This is a genomic window from Stenotrophomonas sp., assembly GCF_032099025.1.
Lineage (GTDB): Bacteria > Pseudomonadota > Gammaproteobacteria > Xanthomonadales > Xanthomonadaceae > Stenotrophomonas.
Genome location: NZ_DAMCID010000001.1, coordinates 206,359 through 226,918 on the forward strand (window position 1 = coordinate 206,359; position 20,560 = coordinate 226,918).

16 protein-coding genes are annotated in these 20,560 nt (G+C 69.3%); 7 read left to right on the plus strand and 9 right to left on the minus strand.

Translation table 11 applies throughout. The features are described from left to right. Window positions 1–2: 2 nt before the first annotated feature. The gene (locus RT456_RS00915; RefSeq protein WP_313341251.1) at window positions 3–1,253 is read right to left on the minus strand and encodes a patatin-like phospholipase family protein; all 1,251 of its coding nucleotides are present in this window, start codon (window positions 1,251–1,253) and stop codon (window positions 3–5) included. A gap of 300 nt (window positions 1,254–1,553) precedes the next feature. Between RT456_RS00915 and RT456_RS00920 the strand changes: the two genes are divergently transcribed. Next, complete coding sequence (locus RT456_RS00920; protein WP_313341254.1) at window positions 1,554–1,763, plus strand: hypothetical protein; 210 nt, start codon at window positions 1,554–1,556, stop codon at window positions 1,761–1,763. A gap of 442 nt (window positions 1,764–2,205) precedes the next feature. Here RT456_RS00920 and RT456_RS00925 read toward each other — a convergent pair whose 3' ends face one another. Then, the gene (locus RT456_RS00925; protein ID WP_313341257.1) at window positions 2,206–3,132 is read right to left on the minus strand and encodes a LysR family transcriptional regulator; all 927 of its coding nucleotides are present in this window, start codon (window positions 3,130–3,132) and stop codon (window positions 2,206–2,208) included. Between the two features lie 126 nt (window positions 3,133–3,258). Between RT456_RS00925 and RT456_RS00930 the strand changes: the two genes are divergently transcribed. Then, window positions 3,259–4,392, plus strand: coding sequence for an alkene reductase (locus RT456_RS00930; RefSeq protein ID WP_313341260.1), 1,134 nt, complete (start codon window positions 3,259–3,261; stop codon window positions 4,390–4,392). On the opposite strand, the gene pip is transcribed toward RT456_RS00930, so the two are convergent. After that, window positions 4,377–5,330 carry a prolyl aminopeptidase gene (pip, locus tag RT456_RS00935; RefSeq protein WP_313341263.1) on the minus strand — a complete coding sequence of 318 codons (954 nt, stop codon included), beginning with the start codon at window positions 5,328–5,330 and terminating at the stop codon, window positions 4,377–4,379. The genes RT456_RS00930 and pip overlap by 16 nt on opposite strands. 48 nt (window positions 5,331–5,378) lie before the next feature. Then, a complete protein-coding gene (locus RT456_RS00940; RefSeq protein WP_313341266.1) occupies window positions 5,379–5,795 on the minus strand; it encodes a hypothetical protein in 417 nt (138 codons plus the stop codon). 511 nt (window positions 5,796–6,306) lie between these two features. On the opposite strand from RT456_RS00940, the gene RT456_RS00945 reads away from it, so the two are divergent. The 5 genes from RT456_RS00945 (at window position 6,307) to RT456_RS00965 (ending at window position 14,989) form a co-directional block, all read left to right on the plus strand. After that, window positions 6,307–7,914 (plus strand): arylsulfatase, encoded by a 1,608-nt coding sequence (locus tag RT456_RS00945; protein WP_313341269.1) that lies wholly within the window; start codon window positions 6,307–6,309, stop codon window positions 7,912–7,914. 63 nt (window positions 7,915–7,977) lie between these two features. Then, a complete protein-coding gene (locus RT456_RS00950) occupies window positions 7,978–12,771 on the plus strand; it encodes an ATP-dependent helicase (protein WP_313341272.1) in 4,794 nt (1,597 codons plus the stop codon). Window positions 12,772–12,872: 101 nt separating this feature from the next. Next, window positions 12,873–13,631, plus strand: coding sequence for a molybdate ABC transporter substrate-binding protein (gene modA / locus RT456_RS00955; RefSeq protein WP_313341275.1), 759 nt, complete (start codon window positions 12,873–12,875; stop codon window positions 13,629–13,631). Then, complete coding sequence (gene modB / locus RT456_RS00960) at window positions 13,632–14,312, plus strand: molybdate ABC transporter permease subunit (RefSeq protein WP_313341278.1); 681 nt, start codon at window positions 13,632–13,634, stop codon at window positions 14,310–14,312. Next, window positions 14,309–14,989, plus strand: coding sequence for an ATP-binding cassette domain-containing protein (locus RT456_RS00965; RefSeq protein ID WP_313341281.1), 681 nt, complete (start codon window positions 14,309–14,311; stop codon window positions 14,987–14,989). Before modB ends, RT456_RS00965 begins: the two co-directional genes overlap by 4 nt. Window positions 14,990–14,999: 10 nt before the next feature. Here RT456_RS00965 and RT456_RS00970 read toward each other — a convergent pair whose 3' ends face one another. Genes RT456_RS00970 through paoA form a run of 5 tightly spaced genes read right to left on the minus strand, consistent with a single transcriptional unit; the run spans window position 15,000 to window position 20,414 of the window. Further along, complete coding sequence (locus tag RT456_RS00970) at window positions 15,000–15,608, minus strand: nucleotidyltransferase family protein (protein WP_313341284.1); 609 nt, start codon at window positions 15,606–15,608, stop codon at window positions 15,000–15,002. Further along, window positions 15,605–16,624 carry an XdhC family protein gene (locus tag RT456_RS00975; RefSeq protein WP_313341287.1) on the minus strand — a complete coding sequence of 340 codons (1,020 nt, stop codon included), beginning with the start codon at window positions 16,622–16,624 and terminating at the stop codon, window positions 15,605–15,607. The genes RT456_RS00970 and RT456_RS00975 overlap by 4 nt, the downstream gene beginning before the upstream one ends. Beyond that, window positions 16,621–18,819, minus strand: coding sequence for an aldehyde oxidoreductase molybdenum-binding subunit PaoC (paoC, locus tag RT456_RS00980; protein WP_313341290.1), 2,199 nt, complete (start codon window positions 18,817–18,819; stop codon window positions 16,621–16,623). The genes RT456_RS00975 and paoC overlap by 4 nt, the downstream gene beginning before the upstream one ends. A 3-nt stretch (window positions 18,820–18,822) precedes the next feature. After that, window positions 18,823–19,773, minus strand: coding sequence for a xanthine dehydrogenase family protein subunit M (locus RT456_RS00985; RefSeq protein WP_313341293.1), 951 nt, complete (start codon window positions 19,771–19,773; stop codon window positions 18,823–18,825). After that, the gene (gene paoA, locus RT456_RS00990) at window positions 19,770–20,414 is read right to left on the minus strand and encodes an aldehyde dehydrogenase iron-sulfur subunit PaoA (RefSeq protein ID WP_313341296.1); all 645 of its coding nucleotides are present in this window, start codon (window positions 20,412–20,414) and stop codon (window positions 19,770–19,772) included. Before paoA ends, RT456_RS00985 begins: the two co-directional genes overlap by 4 nt. Between the last annotated feature and the right edge of the window lie 146 nt (window positions 20,415–20,560).

The following is a 20,560-nucleotide window of genomic DNA, read 5'->3' on the forward strand; positions in this document are numbered from 1 at the left end:
CGTCACGGATCGTCGCCGGGCGTCATCCCGGGTGGCCGCGTCAGCCACTCGGGGCCGGCGCGGGCGCGATCATAGCCGACCTCGTACAGCACTTTCATGCGTTCCGGGTCGAAGCTGGTCGCCTCGGGCAACGCCAGCGTGGAATCGATGGTGACCCAGGCGAACCGCGCGCGGTCGCGGCGTGCGTAGGCGTACTCGCGGAAAAGATCGCCGATCATGCCGGCGCGGCCGGCAACTTCGATGGTGCGGAACGCGATGCCCCGCAGCGAACGCTCCGCCGGATCGGAGGCGGCGTTGAGCTGGCCGTTGTGGATCATGAAGGTGTCGTAGGTGGCCGGCGCGCGCGACAGTCGCGTGTAGATGCGCTGCGGATCGATGATGCCGGCGTGCAGGAAGATGTTGGCGGCGACGAAGCCGTCGACGTGCATCTCGTCGTAGCGCTGCCCATGCACGTCCACCTCGATCAGCACCGGCGGAAACGCGATCGGTATCGACGCCGACGCCAGCATCACACGCCGGAACAGTGCCAGCGCCTCCGGCGACTCCCGCGTGGCGATCAGCCCCATGTTCCACACTGCGAACTGGCGGGAATCCAGGTCGGCGGTGCCGATGTACAGGCGGCGGCCGGCGCGGTGTTCCGCGGCGATCCGGGCCAGCAGCGGCGCATCGATGGCGCGGGCGATCAAGGCTTCCAACGGCGCGGTGTGGGCGAGGGAATCGCGCCGCAGCAGCGCCATGACCGGGTTGCCGGCAGTGAACACGTCGGCGTCGGAGGTGGTGGTGTAGAAGCGCTTGAGCGCCTCGTCGTACTCCGCGCCGAGGAACGCGTAGGGCGCCATGAGCGCGCCGGTGGATACCCCTGTGACGATCTTGAAGGTGGGGCGGGTGCCGGTCGCTGTCCAGCCGTTGAGGAAGCCGGCACCGAAGGCACCATTGGCACCCCCGCCGGACAGGGCCAGATGCGGGTAGTGGATGCGTCCATCGCTGGCGACGGGAAAGTCGTCCGGGCGCTCGTCGTGCATCGAGCGTTCGAAATCGACCTGCATGTCCCGGTTCGGCCGTCCGGCCCAGCCACGCACATCCGGCATGCCGGGCACCGTCGCCCAGGCGATCTGATCGGCAGGCACCGGATTACGGGGCAGGGTGACGCACCCTCCCAGCATCAGGCAGCCCAGCAGGACCAGGCCCCGCGCGAGCGCCTGCGCGTGCCGGGGCACGAGAACGGCGCGGCAGCGGGCGTTGATCGCATCCACCAAGGGCCTCGGCGCGGAGGGAGCACGGCACGAACGGCCCGAGCGTGCCAGCTCCGCCCAGCCCGGTCTACAGTAAAACCCGCAGCCAAACCGCCCACCAACCCGGTAGAGCCACCCCATGGGGGGCTGAAGGCAAACCCGTAGCGCCAGACCCACGGGGTGGCTGCACCCAAAGGCATCCCGCACCGTAGAGCCACCCCCATGGGTGGCTGCGTGCACCCACCACCACAACCTGTCAAAGTCGCCCACGCCCGGCACGGGGAGCGTGCCGCGCATCCATTCAATCGACAGGGGAATGACATGGATTCGAGAAAGCTCTGGGCCATAGTGCTCATCATCATCGGCATAGCGATCTACCAGGCCGCAAGCCAATGGGCTGCCCACCTGGACGCGACCAACACCCGGCCAAGCCTCTCGGCGGTTGCGCACCTGCTGTCGGCGCTGTCCATCCTGCCGATGGCAGTGGGGGCATACCGGCTGGTCACCGAAGGAAAGCGGCCCGCGCCTTAGGTTCGCTGGGGATGGTGCCGCGTTGCGCGCGACGGGTGCGCTCGCGGTCGTGCGCCGTAGAGCCACGCCCTGCGTGGCTGGTCTTCGTTCAGCGGTCATGAACGCCTGATGGGCGGCTTCGGCGGGTCTGAACGTCGGTTCGATGATTGCCATCGGCGTTGCGACGGTTTCGGAAGTTTGTTCCGCGCTGTGCGCGGTTGCCACGCAGGGCGTGGCACTACGGGTGCGCTCGCGGTCGTACTCCGTAGTGCCACGCCCTGCGTGGCTGGTCTTCGTTGAGCGGTCATGAACGCCTGATGGGCGGCTTCGGCGGGTCTGAAGGTCGGTTCGATGATTGCCATCGGCGTTGCGTCGGCTTCGGAAGTTTGTTCCGTGCTGCGCGCGGTTGCCACGCGCGGCCTGGCACTACGGACCCTTGCCCTGGATGATCCGGAGGTTCGCGTCAGGCGGTGGCGTCCCAGTGCGGTGGGGTGCCGAAGGCCTCCAGCAGGAACGCCGTTACCTCGCGGACCTTGCGCGAACGGAGTTTGTTCTCCGGTGAGAGCAGCTGGATGTAGGAGACCTCGGTGGTGACCGAGCTCTCCCATTCCTCGAGCAGCGGCACCAGTTCGTGGCGCGCGAAGCTGTCACGGTTGAACAGCCAGCTGGGAAACAGCACCGCGCCGTGGCCTTCCAGTGCGGCCGCGAGCAGGACCTCGGCATTGTTGCTGCACAGCGGACCGCTCACATTGACACCCTCGAACGGCTGGGCCAGCGCCTGCCGGAAATACCAGCGCTGCGTGCCGAACTGGCCCTTGTAGAGCAGGCAGCGATGTTCCAGCAGGTCGGCGGGGGTCTGCGGCGTGCCGTGTGTGGCGAGATAGGCCGGGCTGGCCGCCAGGATCTGGCGCTGGGCGGCGACGGTCCGCCCAATGAGGCCCGAGTCCACCTGCGGTCCGATCCGGACCGTGATGTCCACGCCTTCCTGCACCGGGTCGATGTAGGCATCGGTGAGCTGCAGTTCGACATCCAGGCCCGGATGCGCGGTCTGCAGGGCGTTGATCGCCCGGGCGACATGCAGACGCCCGAAAGCCTCCGGTGCATTGATCCGCAGCCGCCCGCTGAGCAGGCCGTCGTTGCGCCCAAGATCGTCCACGGCCGCATCCAGCAGGTCGATGGCCTCGCGGGCCTGCTGGTGGAAGCGCTCGCCATCCTCGGTCAGGCGTACGGCGCGGGTGCTGCGGTAGAACAACTGCCGGCCCAGATCCTTCTCCAGCGCCGCGATGAACCGCGACACCGACGACGCCGGCACCCGGAAATGGCGGGCGGTGGCCAGGAAGCTGCGCGTGCTGGCCACCATCAGGAAGTAGCGCAGGGCCTTGAGCTGCATGGGGTGGCTCCATAAATGCGAATCAAGCAATTGTGATTTGCTCGTTGGCCGGATTGTAGCTCTATCGGCATCTGCCTAGCATGGTCGCCTGCCCGCAAGCGCGGGCCCCTCCCCAGGACATCTGCAATGACTTCCCCCCTGTTCGCCCCGTTCGACCTCGCCGGCACGCCGCTGCGCAACCGCGTGGTGATGGCGCCGCTGACCCGCGCCCGCGCGCCCAATGACATCGCCGACGAGCGCATCGCCCTGTACTACGCCCAGCGCGCCACCGCCGGCCTGATCGTCAGCGAAGGCACGCCGATCTCGCAGGAAGGGCAGGGCTACCTGTTCAATCCGGGCATCTTCCGCCCGGAACAGATCGCGGGCTGGCGGCTGACCACCGATTCGGTGCATGCCGTGGGCGGCCGGATCGTGGCGCAGCTGTGGCACGTGGGCCGGGTGTCGCACCCGACCATCCAGGCCGACGGGAAGCTGCCGGTCAGCGCCAGCTCGAAGCAGCCGGTCGGCGCGCAGGCATACGGCTATGACGAGACCGGCACCCCGGGCCTGATCGCGCCGCCGGTGCCGCGCCAGCTGCAGACCGACGAGATCGCGCGCATCGTGGGCGAGTTCGCCCAGGCCGCCGCGAATGCCATCGAGGCGGGTTTCGATGGCGTGGAAATCCATGGCGCGAACGGATACCTGCACGAGCAGTTCCTCAACCCGCTGGTCAACGATCGTACCGACCGTTACTCGGCCGACAGCGTGGAGAACCGGCTGCGCTTCACCCTGGAGGTGATCGACGCGGTGGTGGCCCGCATCGGTGCCGACCGCACCGGCATCCGCCTGTCACCGTATGGCCAGCTGTTCGACATGCCGCTGTACGACGCGATCGACAGCACGTACGCAGCGCTCAGCAAGGAGATCGGCGCGCGCAACCTGGCCTATGTGCACCTGATGAACCAGTCGGGCTTCCAGGTCGGCCAGAAGGTGGTCGCCACCGGCACCGAAACCGGCTTCCAGGGGCTGCTGCGCACCATCAAGGGCAACCTGCCCAACACGGCCGTCATCCTCGCCGGCGGCCTGGAGCGCGAGAGTGCCGAGCAGCTGATCGATGCGGGACTGATCGACCTGGCGGCCTTCGGTACGCCCTTCATCAGCAACCCGGACCTGGTGGCGCGCCTGCAGCACGGCTGGCCGTTGAACACCCCGGACCGCGCCACGTTCTACGGCGGCGGTGCGAAGGGCTACATCGACTACCCGAGCTACAAGGCGGCCTGATCGGCGAACGCGTCGGTGGCCCGCACCAGTGCATCGGTGGTGGCCGCCTCGTTCGCGCTGTGCCCGGCCAGGACCATCTCCAGCCGGGCTTCCGGCCAGGCCTGGGCCAGGTCCCAGGCGCTGCGCGGCGGACAGATGATGTCGTAGCGCCCCTGCACGATCACCCCGGGCAGGTGGCGGATGCGGTCGATGTCGCGCAGCAGCTGCCCATGTGCCAGAAACGCGTGGTGGCGGAAGTAGTGCGCCTCGATCCGCGCCTTGGCCAGGGTGTCCAGCGGGTCGGCGTAGGAGACGGCGTCGACCTGGTGCACCAGTGTGGCGGCGAAATCTTCCCAGCCCAGCCACGCCTGCGCGGCGGCGATGCGGGTCGCGCTGTCATCGCTGTCCATGCGCTGCCAGTACGCCTCGATCAGGCTGCCGTGTTCGTCCGCCGGAATGTGTGCGGCGTAGCGCGCCCAGCGCTCGGGAAACAGCCAGCGCGCCCCGCCGTCGGCTTCGTTGAACCAGCGGTTTTCTTCCGCCCGCCCCAGGTAGACGCCGCGCACGATGATCCCGGTGGCGCGCTCGGGGTGGGCCTGCGCATAGGCCAAGGCCAGTGTGGAGCCCCAGGAACCGCCGAACACCAGCCAGCGTTCGACGCCCAGCTGGGTGCGTACCCGTTCGATATCGGCCACCAGGTGTGCGGTCGTGTTGTCGCGCAGTTCGCCGAATGGCGTGGACCGGCCGCTGCCGCGCTGGTCGATGAGCACGATCCGGTAACGCGCCGGATCGAAGAAGCGCCGATGGGTCGGGGACACGCCCGCGCCGGGGCCGCCATGCAGGAACACCACCGGGATGCCGTCGGGCGTGCCGCATTCCTCCACGAACAGCGTGTGCAGGTCATCGACCGCGATCTGGTGTTCACGGAAGGGCGTGATGGGCGGGTAGAGCGTGCGCATGAAGAAACCTTGGGCGGAATGCCTGACAAGGATAGCCCAGCGGCCGGATCAGTCCCGCTGCACCGCCACGTCGACATCGCGCGCGGTATCGCGGAGCAGCTCCACGGTGAAGGCCGGGGTGCCGCGGCGCGCCCTGACCACCACGTCCGTGCCATCGACAACGACGACCAGGTAGCGCACACCCAGGCGCGCGGCCAGGACGTCCCGGGCGGTCTCGGCCATCTGCACCTCTGTTTCGCCGTCGAGCACCGGCACGTCCACATGGATCGGCGAATCGTCGCCCGGCCAGATCCGGAAGCTGATGGTCCCGTTCGACGCGGCGCCGTCGTCGAATGCCACGCGCCAGCTCGATGCGGGTTCTGGGCGGGGGACGTCGCTGATCGTCGGACCCAACAAAGGGGCGAACTGGCCACGGGCCGGCATGCCGAAGGACAGCAGCAGGCAAGCCATGACCAGTGCGGCCATCCGGCGCATGCTGGCAGATGCGTGTGTCATGCCGTGAGTCTCGCCACCGACTACCGCAACACTGACAGGCGCCGGGCCTCACTGCATCGGCAAATCTGCGCGACGGGAGACGGTATTTCTACGCACCTGCGCCATCGCCGTGCCCCAAAGCGTAAGTAAAGGTACTGGAATCGGTAGAACTACCGTACGTCAGCGCCTATGGCATGGGCACGATGAGACTCGTTCGAAAGCGGCGACAACAGTGATTCTTCCGGGCACATGATCCAGACGGTCGTGAGCGCACCCATTCGGTCAGCACGTATTGCGAGCAGGTCATGGAATAGGTGGTGGTCGGCGTTCTGGTGGCGATCCCGGTGCTGCGCCTGAACAGCCGCATCACAGAGCACTAGCCGTGCCGGTGCAGGAATTTGCGTCATTTTCGCAGCGCATCCCGGTACAAGTACTGAGGAGCGCGCCTGGGCGGTGCTGGAGACTGCGTACTCACCCCATCGTGTGCAACGGGAGAAGTGCAGTGACCAAGGCAGCCAACACCACGTCCGCGAAGAAAAAGGGCAACACCGGCAACGCAGGCGACCGACCCAACATTCTGGTGATCTGGGGCGACGACATCGGCATGTGGAATGTCGGTGCCTACACCCACGGTCTCATGGGCCACACGCCCAACATCGACAGCATCGCCTACGAAGGCATGCTGTTCACCGACCACTACGGGCAGCCCAGCTGCACGGCGGGCCGCGCCGCGTTCATCATGGGCCAGCTGCCCATCCGCACCGGCATGACCACCATCGGCATTCCGGGCTCGACCCGCGGCATCCAGGCCAGTGACCCGACCCTGGCCGAAGTGTTGAAGTCGGTCGGCTACGCCACCGCGCAGTTCGGCAAGAACCATCTTGGCGACCGCAATGAGTTCCTGCCCACCGTCCACGGCTTCGACGAATGGTTCGGCAACCTCTACCACCTCAATGCCGAGGAAGAACCGGAAGAACTGGACTACCCGGGCCAGAAGAACCCGGAATACAGGAAGACCTACGGGCCGCGCGGTGTGCTGCATGCGTTCGCGACCGACAAGGACGATCCCGCCACCGACGCCAAGTTCGGCCGTGTGGGCAAGCAGAAGATCGAAGACACCGGTCCGTTGACCCGCAAGCGCATGGAAACCTTCGACGGCGAGGTCGTGGAGAAGACGCTGGACTGGCTCGATCGCGTCGGTAAAGGTGACAAGCCGTTCTTCTGCTGGTTCAACACCACGGCCATCCACATCCACTCGCATTCGCCACAGAAGTGGATCCAGAAGGCGGTGGATGAGGGCAGGGCGGAAGAGGACGTGGTCCGTGCCAAGATGCTCGAGCACGACGAGCAGGTCGGGCAGCTGCTCGACAAGCTGCGTGAGCTGGGCATCGAAGACAACACCATCGTCATCTACAGCACCGACAACGGCAACGAGATGATGTTGTGGCCCGACGGCGGATATGCGCCGTTCCGTGGCGAGAAGGGCACCACCTGGGAAGGTGGCGTGCGTGTCCCGCACCTGGTCAAGTGGCCGGCCAGGATCCCGGCCGGCAGCGTGTCCAACGAGATCCAGAACCACGAGGACGTGTTTGCGACGCTGGCGGCCGCGGCGGGGCTGCCCGATCTGAAGGAGGACCTGCTCAAAGGGCATTCCCTCAACGGGACGAAGTTCAAGGTGCACCTTGACGGCTACAACAACCTGGACCACTGGACCGGCGACTCGAAGACCTCCGCGCGCAGGGAGATCTTCTACTACGACGAAACCGACCTGATGGCGGTGCGCGTGAACAACTGGAAGATGCACATCGGGGTCAAGCGCGAGGGCAGCTGGTGGGACGAGAAGTACTATCCCTCCGTTCCGTACATCTTCAACCTGCGCATGGACCCGATGGAAAAGATGGACCCGCAGTCTCCGGAGTGGGGCTACATCGGCCGCAAGTTCTTCGCCGCCAAGATGTGGGCGCCGGCTGCCGGCGGTCCCATCATCGCCGAGCACCTGAAGTCGTTGATGGCGTTCCCTCCGTCGCAGGGCGCGGACACGCTCAGCTTGAAGAAGTCGCTGGAGAAGGCGCAGGCCAAGATGGAAAACCCTGCCGCCAGCAGCAACTGAGTACCGGCCGGGCGCACGCATGGCGTGTGCCCGGTTGTGGCCTGGCCCCATCATGGTGTGCTCATGCCCGGCCGGGGTATGGTGGAGACCCGCTTCCGTCGCCTCGGCGCCATGCCCCGCACGCAGTCCTCCGCACCACACGCCCTGCACGCGTTCCAACCCGCCACGCGCGAATGGTTTGCGTCGGCGTTTCCGGCACCGACACCCGTACAGGCGCAGGCCTGGAATGCCATCGGCGCCGGGCAGCACACGCTGGTCATTGCACCCACCGGGTCCGGCAAGACCCTGGCCGCCTTCCTGCATGCCATCGACCAGCTTTACCGCGTGCGCCAGCGGGAAAACGACGCGACGTCGGCCGAGCGGCGTGCCGCGCCAACGCCACGCACGCGCGTGGTGTACATCTCGCCGATCAAGGCGCTCGGCGCGGATATCCAGCGCAACCTGCAGGTGCCGCTGCAGGGTGTGGACGCCGAGCGCGCCCGCCGCGGTGATCCGAGCGTGGCGCTCAGCGTCGCCGTGCGGACCGGCGACACCCCGCCGGCCGAGCGTGCCCGCATGGTCCGCCGCCCGCCGGACATCCTGATCACCACGCCCGAGTCGCTGTTCCTGATGCTGACCTCGAAGGCGCGCGACACCCTGCGTGACGTGGATACGGTGATCATCGATGAAATCCACGCGGTGGCGGGCGGCAAGCGCGGCAGCCACCTGGCGCTCAGCCTGGAGCGGCTGGATGCGCTGCTGTCCGCGCCCGCGCAGCGGATCGGGCTGTCGGCCACGGTGCGACCGGTGGAGCAGGTGGCCGCGTTCCTCGGCGGCGACCGGCCGGTGACGGTGGTCGATCCGGCCAGCCCGCGCGCACTGGATGTGCGCATCGTGGTGCCGGTGGAGGACATGGCCGACCTGCCACCCGCTGCGGGGCCGGCGGGCGGGAACGCGCTGCCCGGTCGGGTCGGCTCCATCTGGCCGCATGTGGAAGCCAGCATTCTCGACCAGGTGCTGGCGCGGCGCTCGACCATCGTGTTCGCCAACTCGCGCGGAGTGGCCGAGAAGCTGACCGCACGCCTCAACGAGCTGTACGCCGAACGCATCGCGCGTGAGGCAGGCACGGCACCCATCGCACTCACGCCGGAACAGTATGCGTCCTCCAACGGCGGCACGTCGTCGCGCACTGCCGGTGGCCCGCCGCTGATCGCGCGCTCGCATCATGGCTCGGTGTCCAAGGAGCAGCGGCGCGATATCGAACAGTCGCTCAAGGACGGCACGCTGCGCTGCGTGGTGGCCACCTCCAGCCTGGAGCTGGGCATCGACATGGGCATGGTGGACCTGGTCATCCAGGTGGCCGCGCCGCCCTCGGTGGCCAGCGCGCTGCAGCGGATCGGCCGCGCCAGCCACCAGGTGGGTGGCACGTCCACCGGCCTGGTCTACCCGCGTACCCGCCGTGACCTGATCGATGCCACCGTGGCGATCGAGCGCATGCTGGCTGGGCAGATCGAGGCGGTGGACCCGCCACGCAACCCGCTGGACGTGCTGGCCCAGCAGACCGTGGCCGCGGTGTCCGTGGAGCCGCTGGACGTGGAGGCATGGTACGCGTGCGTGCGCCGCGCGGCGCCGTACCGCAGCCTGCCGCGCAGTGCCTTCGACGCGACGCTGGACATGCTGGCCGGTCGCTATCCCTCCGATGATTTCGCCGGCTTCCGGCCGCGACTGGTCTGGAACCGGCAGACCGGTCAACTGAGCGCACGGCCGGGTGCGAAACAGCTGGCGGTGACCAGTGCCGGCACCATTCCGGACCGTGGCATGTACAGCGTGATGCTGCCAGAGGGCGAAGAACGCGCCGGCTCGCGGCGGGTGGGCGAGCTGGACGAGGAGATGGTGCACGAGTCGCGGGTCAACGACGTCATCACCCTGGGCGCCACCTCGTGGCGGATCGAGCAGATCACCCATGACCAGGTCGTCGTCACGCCGGCGCCGGGACGCTCGGCGCGGTTGCCGTTCTGGCGCGGCGAAGGCGTGGGTCGGCCGGCCGAGCTCGGTGAGGCGGTGGGCGCGTTCCTGGCCGCGATGGACGCCGACGCGGCGGCGGGCGATATCGCGCCCGCGCACCTGGCGCGGTTGCAGGCGTCGGGGCTGCAGCCCAACGCGATTGCCAACATCGTTGGCCTGCTCGACGAGCAGCGCCAGGCCACCGGCGTGCTGCCCACCGACCGGCGGCTGGTGGTGGAACGCTGCCGCGACGAATCAGGCGATTGGCGGGTGATGCTGCATTCGCCCTACGGGCGGCGCGTGCACGATCCGTGGGCGCTGGCCTTGGCCGGGCGCATCCAGGAACGCTGGGGCGTGGACCCGGCCGTGGTGGCCAGCGACGACGGCATCATCGTGCGCATTCCCGATTCCGCCGGGCGGCTGCCGGGTGCCGAACTGTTCCTGTTCGATCCGGAACGGCTGCGTCGCGAGGTGACCCAGGCGGTGGGGGGTTCGGCGTTGTTCGCCGCGCGCTTCCGCGAGTGCGCCGCGCGCGCGTTGCTGCTGCCGCGGCGCACGCCAGGGCGTCGCTCACCGCTGTGGCAGCAGCGCCTGCGAGCGGCCGAACTGCTGGCCATCGCGCAGCGTTACCCCGACTTCCCGATCCTGATCGAGGCTGCCCGGGAGTGCCTGCAGGATGTCTACGATCTCGATGCGCTGGACACGCTGATGCAGCGCCTGGCCAGGGGCAATATCGAGATCGCCGAGGTCACCACCGAGGTGCCGTCGCCCTTCGCCGCCAACCTGCTGTTCGGCTATGTGGCCGAGTTCATGTACGGCACCGACGTGCCGCTGGCCGAGCGTCGCGCGTCGGTGCTGTCGCTGGATGCCGGTCTGCTCGGGGACCTGCTGGGGCAGGTCGACCTGGGCGAGCTGCTGGATGCCGGGGTGGTGGAGCAGGTCGGTCTGGAACTGCAGCGGCTGGCACCAGACCGGCGTGCATCGGGCAAGGAAGGCGTGGCCGATCTGCTGCGCGAGCTGGGGCCGCTGGGCGAGGCGGACGTGGGCGCACGCCTCACGGACGCCGACGCTGCGGCGATGCACCTGCAGGCGCTGCAACGCGAACACCGCGCCGTCCCGCTGACCTTGGCGGGACGCAGCCGTTGGGCCGCGGTGGAAGATGCCGCGCGCCTGCGCGATGCGCTGGGTGTGGTGCTGCCGGACGGACTGCCCGAGGTCTTCCTGCAGTCAGGGGCAGACCCGCTGGGTGAGGTGCTGGCCCGGTTCGCACGCACCCATGCACCATTCACCACGGCCGACGCCGCCGCTTACGCGGGCCTGGGCGTGGCCGTGGCCGATGCCGCATTGGAGCGCCTGGCCGCGCAGGGCAAAGTGCTCAGCGGTCATTTCGGCGCCGGGGCGCCCGATCCAAACCCGTTGGCGCGACGCGAGTGGGTAGGGGAGGCAGTGTTCCAGCGTCTGCGCCTGCGCTCGCTGCAGGCCGCACGCGAGGCCACCCGCCCGGCCAGCCGCGAAGCGTATGCCACGCTGCTGCTCGAGCGGCAGGGGCTGGTCGCCGATGCCACGGTCGCCACCCGCGCGGCCGCGGTGCCCGCGCAGGGCGCGCTGGAAGGCAGCGACGGCGTGCTGCGCGTGATCGAACTATTGGCCGGTGTACCGATGCCGGCCTCGGCATGGGAACACCAGATCCTGCCCGCGCGGGTCGGCGACTATGCGCCTGCCATGCTCGATGCGCTGCTCGCCACCGGGGCGGTGGTCTGGGCCGGACATGGGCGGCTCGGCGATGACGATGGGCTGGTGTCGCTGCACGTGCAGGCGCTGTCCGGTGAGACGTTGTCGGCATTGCCAGCGCCAGCGCTGTCGCCGTTGCAGAACGCGATCCTGGCGGTGCTGGCCGATGGCGGCGCCTTCTTCGCACGCCAGTTGATGGTGGCGGTACAGGCGCGGCTGGCCCGGTCCGGTACCGCCGACGCAGTGGATGCGGAGGCGCTGCATGATGCGTTGTGGACGCTGGCGTGGGACGGTTTCGTGACCACCGACCTGTGGACGCCGCTGCGCCACCTGTCCGGGTCACGACCGGCGCGCCCGCGCGTGAGCACTTCGGCGCGGCAGGGCCGGTATGCGCGGGGCAGGGCGATGATGGACCCGCTCGGTGCCGGCGGCGGGTTGCCCGCCATGGCCACCACGCTCGACACCGCCACCCTGGCGGGTCGCTGGTCGCTGCTGCAGCGCGTACCGGTCAGCGACACGGTGCGCGCCGTGGCGCTCGCCGAAGGCCTGCTGGAGCGGCACGGTATCGTGACGCGCGGTGCAGCCATCGCCGAAGGTATTGCCGGCGGATTCCCTGCACTGGTGCAGGTGTATCGCGGCATGGAGGACGCCGGCCGTGTCCTGCGGGGACGCTTCGTGGAGGGCCTGGGCGGCGCGCAGTTCGCCGAACGCGGGCTGGTCGATGCGCTGCGGCAGGTGGCCGAGGCACAGGACGCGGCCGACCGTGGCGTGACGGTGGCGCTGTCGGCGGTCGATCCGGCCAATGCGTTTGGTCCGGTGCTGCCATGGCCGGTGCATCGCGCCACGCTGCGGCCGGTGCGCCGCGCGGGCGCGCTGGTCGTCATCGGTGGTGGGCGGCTGCGCATGTACCTGGCGCAGGGGGGGCGGCAGTTGCTGACGTGGTTGGATCCTGCGGCCCCGGCGGCGGAACAGACCCTCGCTGCGGCGGCGCAGGCGCTGGGCATCGCACTGCGACGCGGCCGGCGGCTCACGTTCACGCTGGAACTGATTGACGACGCGCCGGTGAAGCGCGATGCACTCACCGACGCGCTGCGCGCGGCCGGGTTCTCCAGCGCGCCGAAGGGGCTGGACTGGAACGGCTGAGTGCCGCGCATCACGCCCTGTCGATGGGCATGCTTCCACACTCCACGGCATGCCGGCCCGCAGCGCGGCGGCAGTTCACCATGACGACAAGAGGAAAATGCATGCGCGGTATCAGTCTGGCAATGGGCGTGGCACTGGTGCTGGGCATGGGCAGCGCACGCGCAGGGGAACTGACGGTGTCGGCGGCGGCGAGCCTGGTGGATGCGTTCGGTGAGATCACCACGGCGTACGAACGCGAACACCCCGGCACCACGGTGCACCTCAACACCGCCGCGTCCGGGGTGTTGCTGCAGCAGATCCGCAACGGTGCGCCGGTGGACGTGTTCGCCTCGGCCGATGCGTTCACCATGGACGAGGCGGCCAAGGCGGGGCTGATCGATCCTGCGCAGCGCCATGTGTTCGCCCGCAACACGCTGGTCGTGGTGGTGCCGCCTGCGGCGTCGGCACCGCCGAAGAACATGCAGGACCTCACGGGCGCGACCGTGAAGCGGATTGCCATCGGCAACCCGCAGACGGTGCCGGCCGGCCGCTATGCGAAGTCGGCGCTGGACGCGGCCACGCTGTGGACGGCGCTGTCGCCCAAGTTGATCACCACCCAGAACGTGCGCCAGGCCCTGGACTACGTCGCGCGTGGCGAAGTGGATGCCGGTTTCGTCTACGGCAGCGATGCCAGCACGCTGAAGCAACGCGTGCGCACCGCGTTCCGTGTGCCGCTGACGCAGCCGATCGACTATCCGATCGCACCGGTGGCGCGCAGTGCCAACGCGGCGGAGGCCAGCGCGTTCATTACCTACGTGCGCGCATCGGCGGCACAGGCCATCCTGCGCCGGTACGGCTTCAGCGGAGTGGAAACGCCCTAGATGGGGATGGACTGGACGGCGGTCCTGCTGTCGCTGAAGGTCGCCGGCTGCGCGACGCTGATCAACCTGTTCGTGGGCGTGGGGCTGGGCGCGGCGTTCGCCCGCTGGCGCTTTCCGGGTCGCGAGACGCTGGATACGCTGCTCACCCTGCCGATGGTGATGCCCCCCACGGTGCTGGGCTATTACCTGCTGGTTCTGGTCGGGCGCAACGGGCCCATCGGCCACTGGCTCGACAGTACGCTGGGCATCCAGCTCATCTTCACCTGGCAGGGCGCGGTGCTGGCTGCGGCCATCGTGTCGTTCCCCCTGGTGTTCAAGCCGGCACGCGCGGCGTTCGAAGGCGTGGATACGCAGCTGGAGCAGGCCGCCCGCGTGCTGGGCGCGCGCGAGTCGAGCCTGTTCCTGAGGGTGACGCTGCCGTTGGCGTGGCGCGGCATCCTGCCCGGGGTGCTGCTGGCGTTCGCCCGGTCGATGGGGGAGTTCGGGGCCACCTTGATGGTGGCCGGCAGCATTCCCGGCAAGACCCAGACCCTGTCCATCGCCGTATGGGAAGCGGTGCAGGCCGGGCAGGACGACCGCGCCCTGTTCCTGGTGGTGGTGACCTCGGTGATCTGCATGGCGGCGCTGCTGCTCGCCGGTCACTTCGCCGCCGGTCCGCGCGAAGGGAGTCCGCGCCGATGAGCAGCGTCGACCTGTGCATCCAGCGCCACCTCGTCTCGCCGGGCCGGCGCTTCGATCTGGACGTTGCGCTGCAGACCACGCAGCGCCGCGTGGTGATCTTCGGCGAATCCGGCGCGGGCAAGAGCCTGACCCTCAAGGCCATCGCCGGGCTGCTTCGCCCGGACCGCGGCTGGATACGCGTGGACGGCACGCCGCTGTTCGATGCCGCGCAGGGCATCAACCTGTCACCGCAGGCGCGGCGGCTGGGGTATGTGTTCCAGGACTACGCCCTGTTTCCGCACCTCACCGTGCGCCAGAACATCGCCTTTCCGTTGGCCACGGGCCTGTTCAATCCGCGTGCGCGCGGACGCCTGCCGGCGGTCGAGCAGTGGCTGGACCAGCTCCAGCTTGGTCACGTGGCCGACCAGTACCCGCGCGACATCTCGGGCGGCCAGCGCCAGCGCACCGCCGTGGCCCGTGCACTGGTGGCGCAGCCGCGCGCCTTGCTGCTGGATGAGCCGTTCGCTGCCCTCGACCATGCCAGCCGCCAGGCGACCCGCCTCGGACTGGAGCGGCTGCTCCACGCGCTGGGCATCCCGGTGGTGTTGATCACCCATGACCCCGCCGATGTGGAGGTGTTTGGTGGCGCCGTGCTGCACCTGCGCGACGGCCGCACTGTGGGCGCCGCGCCGGGTTGAGGCGCGTGGCTCAGGGGTCGATCAGGCCCAGCCTGCGGGCTGTGCGCAGGTCGTCGGGGGTGTCGATGTCCAGCGCAAGGCCCGGCGCCTCCACGACACCGACGGTCGCCTTGGCGAGGGCGCGCAGGCGCGCACGGAAGCCGCTGTCCGCCGTACCGGCAGCGGGATCCGCGAACCAGTGGCCGGGCACCACTGCAGGAACGCCCAGCGTGCCCTCCAGCGCGGTCGCCGCGCAGCCGGACGCGGCGTGCCGCGCGGCGGTCAGCAGGGCATGCAGATGCGCGGCCTCCAGTGCGGGTTGATCGCAGCCGAGTACCAGCACGCGTGCTTGAGCATGCACCCACGGTGCGGCGGCCTGCAGGCTGCTTGCTATGCCGCGCCGGGGATCGGGATTGATCGCGGTTGCGTGGTCCAGGCCCACCAGTGCCTCGGCGAAGACGGCGGAGGCGGGCGGCAGCACCACCACCACGACGGTGGGTGCGGTGCCCTCGGCCAGGCGCACCACGCGATGAAGCAGCGTTTCATCGTCCCGCCGCAGCAGCTGCTTGGGCTGGCCCAGCCGTGTGCTCGCGCCGGCGGCGAGCACCACGACGGCATGCGCGCCACGGGTGTCGCTCACGGGTGCTCCGCCGTGATGCCGTGGCGCCACGCCTGCAACTGCGCCGCGATGCTCAGTGCGATCGCCTCGGGTCCGCGACCGCCGAGTGGCAGGCCGATCGGCGACCGCAGTCGCGGCAGCAGGGTCTCGCGCAACTCGGCGCGCAGCAGCTTGAACAGGTCCTCCCGACGGCGCTCGGGACCCAGCAGGCCGATGAAGGCCATGGTCGAGGCGGCAAGATGCTCCAGCGCCTCCCGATCCAGTTCGAAGTTGTGGTGCATCACCAGGGCCGCATCGAAGCGCTCCATGCCGGCGTGCGCCGCGTTGGCACCGGTAGCGTCCGACCGCGGGTCGGGGGACGCGACGCCCACCACGCGGCGCCGCCACGCCTCACGCGGCTCGCGGAGCTCCACGCGCCAGCCCAGCCCCGCCAGCAAGGGCAGCAACGGCACCGCCTCCGGGCCCGCGCCGAAGATCAGCACGCGGGGTGCGCGCCGCCACTGAAGCTGCCAGTGCGTGCGGTCGGCGTCCCACGCGAGGGGAAGGCTGGGCAGGGCAACCGCGAGGTGTGCGTCGCCACAGCGCCAGTCGAGCTGTCCCTCCGCATGCAGTGCCAGCGAGAGTGTGTGATCCCCCTGCAACCATGCCGACAGCAGCGGTGCCAGCGCGGCCAACGCTGGCAGCGGCACGAGCACCACGCGCTGGCGGCCACGGCACCCGACCGCATTGCCGGCGAACAGTGCATCGTCTTCGCGGGTGTCGATCTCCATCCAGGTCAGCACGCCCTCGTCGACGGCCTGCATCGCGCGGCGCTCAAGCTCCGGCTCCAGGCACCCCCCGCTCAGCCAGCCCACATGGCCGGTCTCGGCGAACAGCACCACGGTGCCCGCGCGCGTGTACGTCGAGCCGTCCGTTTCCAGCACGATGGCCAGCGCCGCGCGCCGCCCATCACGCAGGGCGTCCGCGGCCGCGCGCAGCACCTGGGCGGGGTTGCCGTCCTCCACGTCCAGCGGAGCGATGGACCGGCCTGCACTCATCCCAGCGCAGGCAGCCCGGCCAACAGCTTGTCCAGCGTGATGGGATATTCGCGGACGCGGGTGCCGGTGGCGTTGTAGATCGCATTGGCCACCGCCGCGCTGACCCCGCACAGCCCGAGTTCGCCCACCCCCTTGGCCTTCATCGGCGAGGACACGGGATCGGTCTCGTCCAGGAACACCACCTCCTGGTGCGGGATGTCGGCGTGCACCGGCACCTCGTAACCTGCCAGGTCGTGGTTGACGAAGAAGCCCAGCCGGGTGTCCACCGCGAGTTCTTCGGACAATGCCGCGCCTACCCCCATGGTCATCGCACCGATCACCTGGCTGCGTGCCGTCTTCGGGTTGAGGATGCGGCCCGCCGCGCACACCGCGAGCATGCGCCGGATCCGGCTTTCGCCGGTGGCGACGTCCACGCCGACTTCGACGAAGTGGGCAGCGAAGGTGGACTGCTGGAATTTCTCTTCCAGTTCGGCGAATTCGATGGTGTCTTCCACCACCAGGTCGCCCTGCGCGGCCGCCGTGCCCAGCGCGAAGGTCCTGCCCGCGTCGCTGACCGTGCCGTTGGCGAACGTGGCCGTGGCCGGGTCGACCCCGAGCCTGGCCGCCACCGCGTCGCGCAGCTTGGTGCAGGCGGCGAACACGCCCGCCGTTGAACTGTTCGCACCCCATTGCCCACCGGAACCGGCCGACGCAGGGAAGCTGGAATCGCCGAGCTTCACCGTGACCTGCTGCAGCGGCACGCCGAGCATCTCCCCCGCGGTCTGCCCGAGGATGGTGTAGCTGCCGGTGCCGATGTCGGTCATGTCGGTCTCTACCGTCACCTGGCCCTTGGCGTCGAGCCGCACGCGCGCGCCGGACGTCATCACCAGGTTGTTGCGGAAGCCCGCCGCCACGCCCATGCCGACCAGCCAGCGTCCGTCGCGCTGCATGCCCGGGCGCGCGTTGCGCCTGTCCCAGCCGAAGCGTTCGGCACCGGTGCGCAGGCACTGCACCAGCTGGCGCTTGGAGAAGGGCCGCTGCGGGTTGGCCGGGTCGACCTGGGTGTCATTGCGGATGCGGAATTCGATCGGGTCCAGGCCGAGCTTGTCGGCCATTTCATCCATCGCGATCTCCAGCGCCATCAACCCCGGCGTCTCGCCGGGTGCGCGCATGGCATTGCCCTCGGGCAGGTCCAGGTGCGCCAGGCGCAGGCCGGCCAGGCGGTTGGCGCCGGCATAGAGCAGCTTGGTCTGCTGCACGGCTTCCTCGGGCGAACCGCCGGGCAGGTTGCCCGACCAGGACTCATGCCCGATGGCCGTGAGGGTGCCTTCGGCCGTGGCGCCCAGGCGGATGCGCTGCAGCGTGGCGGGACGGTGGGTGGTGTTGTTGGCGATCTGTGGGCGCGACAGCGCGACCTTGACCGGGCGTTTGGCGGCGCGCGCGCCGAGCGCGGCCAGCACCACGTCCGAGCGCACGAACAGCTTGCCGCCGAACCCGCCGCCGATAAACGGCGAGATCAGCCGTACGTTGTCCTTGGGCAGGCCCAGGGTCTTGGCCAGGTCGGTCCTGCCCCAGTCGATCATCTGGTTGGAGGTCCACACCGTGAGCTTTTCGCCTTCCCACGCGGCGAGCGTGGCGTGCGGCTCCATCATGGCGTGCGACTGGTCGGGCGTGTGGTAGGTCGCATCCAGGGTGACGGGCGCGTTGCCGAACGCCTTCTCGAAATCACCCACCCGCGCGTCGGGGTCGGTCTTCTGGAAATGGGTGCCTGCCTTCTTCGCCGCCGCCAGATCGTAGGCGCCTTTCTGCGTGGCGTAGTGCAGCTTGACCAGCCCGGCTGCAGCGCGTGCCTGTTCGAAGGTCTCGGCCACCACCAGCGCCAGCGCCTGGTGGTAGTGGGCGATCTCGGGCCCACCGAGCAGGGCGGCGGTGTTGCGTTTGGACGTCTGCAGCGGACCGGCGTTGTCGGCGGTGACGATCGCCAGCACGCCCGGTGAGCGGCGCGCGGCATCGAGCTCCATCGCGGTGACCCGGCCCTTGGCAATGCCGGCGGTCACCACATACCCATACGCGGGTGCGGCGATGGCATCGTGGCGCTCATACGCATAGGGCGCATGGCCGGTGGTCTTGAGTGGACCGTCGATGCGGTCCAGTGGCTGGCCCACCACCTTCAGCTGGTCGATGGGGTTGGTGCCGGCGGGTGTGTCGAATTTCATGGCTTACCCCTTCGCTTCCTGGAGGACGGCGGCGAGCGTGCGTTCGGCCAGCTGCACCTTGAAGGCGTTCTGCGACGAGGGTGCGGCGCCTTCCAGCAGCTTGGCCATCACGGCCGCGGCACCCTGGGGCAGCAGCGCATCGGCCTCCGGCGTGCGCCACGGTTTGTACGCCACGCCGCCCAGTGCGACCCGGCCGCTGCCGTCGCGCTGCACGACCGCCGCCACCGACACCAGCGCGAACGCATACGACGCGCGGTCGCGCACCTTGCGGTAGATGTGGGTGCCGCCCAGCGGCGCGGGCAGGTGGGCGGCGGCGATCAGTTCGCCCTTGTCCAGCACGGTTTCAATGTGCGGCGTGGTCCCCGGCGCGCGGTACAGCTCGTTCAGCGGGATGCGGCGGCCACTGCCGTCCGGCCGGATGGTTTCCACCACCGCATCCAGTGCCATCATCGCCACCGCCATGTCGCTGGGGTGCGTGGCGATGCATGCCGGGCTGGTCGCGACCACCGCCAGCTGCCGGCTGACGCCACCGATGGCCCCACAGCCGCTGCCTGGCAGCCGCTTGTTGCAGGGCTGCGCGGTGTCGTAGAAGTACGGGCAGCGGGTGCGCTGCAGCAGGTTGCCGGCCGTGGTGGCCTTGTTGCGCAGCTGGCCGGACGCACCGGCCACCAGCGCACGGGTAAGCAGTGCGTAGTCGCGGCGAATGCGCCGGTCCGCCGCCAGGTCGGTGTTGCGGACCAGCGCGCCAATGCGCAGGCCCCCGGCGTCGGTGGCCTCGATGGTGTCCAGCGACAGCCCGTTGACATCGATGAGGTGTGCCGGCGTCTCGATCTCCAGCTTCATCAGGTCAAGCAGGTTGGTGCCGCCGGCAATGAAGCGTGCGCCCTGCGTGCGGGCGGCGGCGGCGGCAGCCTGGGCGGGGCTGGTGGCGCGTTCGTAGGTGAAGGCTCTCATGCGCGCGTTCCCCCCACGTCTTCAATCGCGTCCACGATGTTGGAGTAGGCGCCACAGCGACACAGATTGCCGCTCATGCGTTCGCGGATCTCCTCGACGGAGAGCGTCGCGCGTTGGTCGAGGTCGCCGGTCACATGGCTGGGGATGTTGTCGCGGACCTCCTGCAGTACCGCCACCGCCGAACAGATCTGCCCGGGCGTGCAGTAGCCGCACTGGTAGCCGTCGTGCTTGACGAACGCGGCCTGCATCGGGTGCAGCGCGTCCGGCGACCCGAGGCCCTCGATGGTGGTGATCTTCGCGCCCTGGTGCATCACCGCCAGGGTGAGGCAGGCGTTGATGCGGCGGCCATCCACCAGCACCGTGCACGCACCGCACTGACCGTGGTCGCAGCCCTTCTTGGTGCCGGTGAGGTGCAGGTGCTCGCGCAGCGCGTCGAGCAGGGTCACCCGCGTGTCGAGCTGCAGCGTACGCGCCTTGCCATTGACCTGGAACGCCACGTCCGCGAGGACCGGGGCGCGCGCACCGGCCGGGTTGCCCTGTGCGTCAGCGACCACGGCAGGCAGCACCATGCTGGTGGCCGAGCCGGCGCCGAGCTTGAGCAGGTCGCGTCGTGAAAGGGAAAGGTGCGGAGGGGTACTCATCGGCTTGCTCCTCGTTGGCTGCAAAGGCCTGGCTCACGGGATCAGGACTCACGGGATCAGGAACGGCAGCGCCAACGGCGTGCCGAGAGAAACAGGATGGCCGAGGCGCGGTCGGCGCACGGTGAAGCGGGTGGGGCATGGGCGGG

Excerpts from the sequence above, each read along its gene's own strand:
- RT456_RS00920 (WP_313341254.1), top strand. The coding sequence starts at position 1,554 with ATGGATTCGAGAAAGCTCTGGGCCATAGTGCTCATCATCATCGGCATA.
- RT456_RS00925 (WP_313341257.1), bottom strand. The coding sequence starts at position 3,132 with ATGCAGCTCAAGGCCCTGCGCTACTTCCTGATGGTGGCCAGCACGCGC.
- RT456_RS00930 (WP_313341260.1), top strand. The coding sequence starts at position 3,259 with ATGACTTCCCCCCTGTTCGCCCCGTTCGACCTCGCCGGCACGCCGCTG.
- pip (WP_313341263.1), bottom strand. The coding sequence starts at position 5,330 with ATGCGCACGCTCTACCCGCCCATCACGCCCTTCCGTGAACACCAGATC.
- RT456_RS00940 (WP_313341266.1), bottom strand. The coding sequence starts at position 5,795 with ATGGCCGCACTGGTCATGGCTTGCCTGCTGCTGTCCTTCGGCATGCCG.
- RT456_RS00950 (WP_313341272.1), top strand. The coding sequence starts at position 7,978 with ATGCCCGGCCGGGGTATGGTGGAGACCCGCTTCCGTCGCCTCGGCGCC.
- modA (WP_313341275.1), top strand. The coding sequence starts at position 12,873 with ATGCGCGGTATCAGTCTGGCAATGGGCGTGGCACTGGTGCTGGGCATG.
- modB (WP_313341278.1), top strand. The coding sequence starts at position 13,632 with ATGGGGATGGACTGGACGGCGGTCCTGCTGTCGCTGAAGGTCGCCGGC.
- RT456_RS00965 (WP_313341281.1), top strand. The coding sequence starts at position 14,309 with ATGAGCAGCGTCGACCTGTGCATCCAGCGCCACCTCGTCTCGCCGGGC.
- RT456_RS00975 (WP_313341287.1), bottom strand. The coding sequence starts at position 16,624 with ATGAGTGCAGGCCGGTCCATCGCTCCGCTGGACGTGGAGGACGGCAAC.
- paoC (WP_313341290.1), bottom strand. The coding sequence starts at position 18,819 with ATGAAATTCGACACACCCGCCGGCACCAACCCCATCGACCAGCTGAAG.
- RT456_RS00985 (WP_313341293.1), bottom strand. The coding sequence starts at position 19,773 with ATGAGAGCCTTCACCTACGAACGCGCCACCAGCCCCGCCCAGGCTGCC.
- paoA (WP_313341296.1), bottom strand. The coding sequence starts at position 20,414 with ATGAGTACCCCTCCGCACCTTTCCCTTTCACGACGCGACCTGCTCAAG.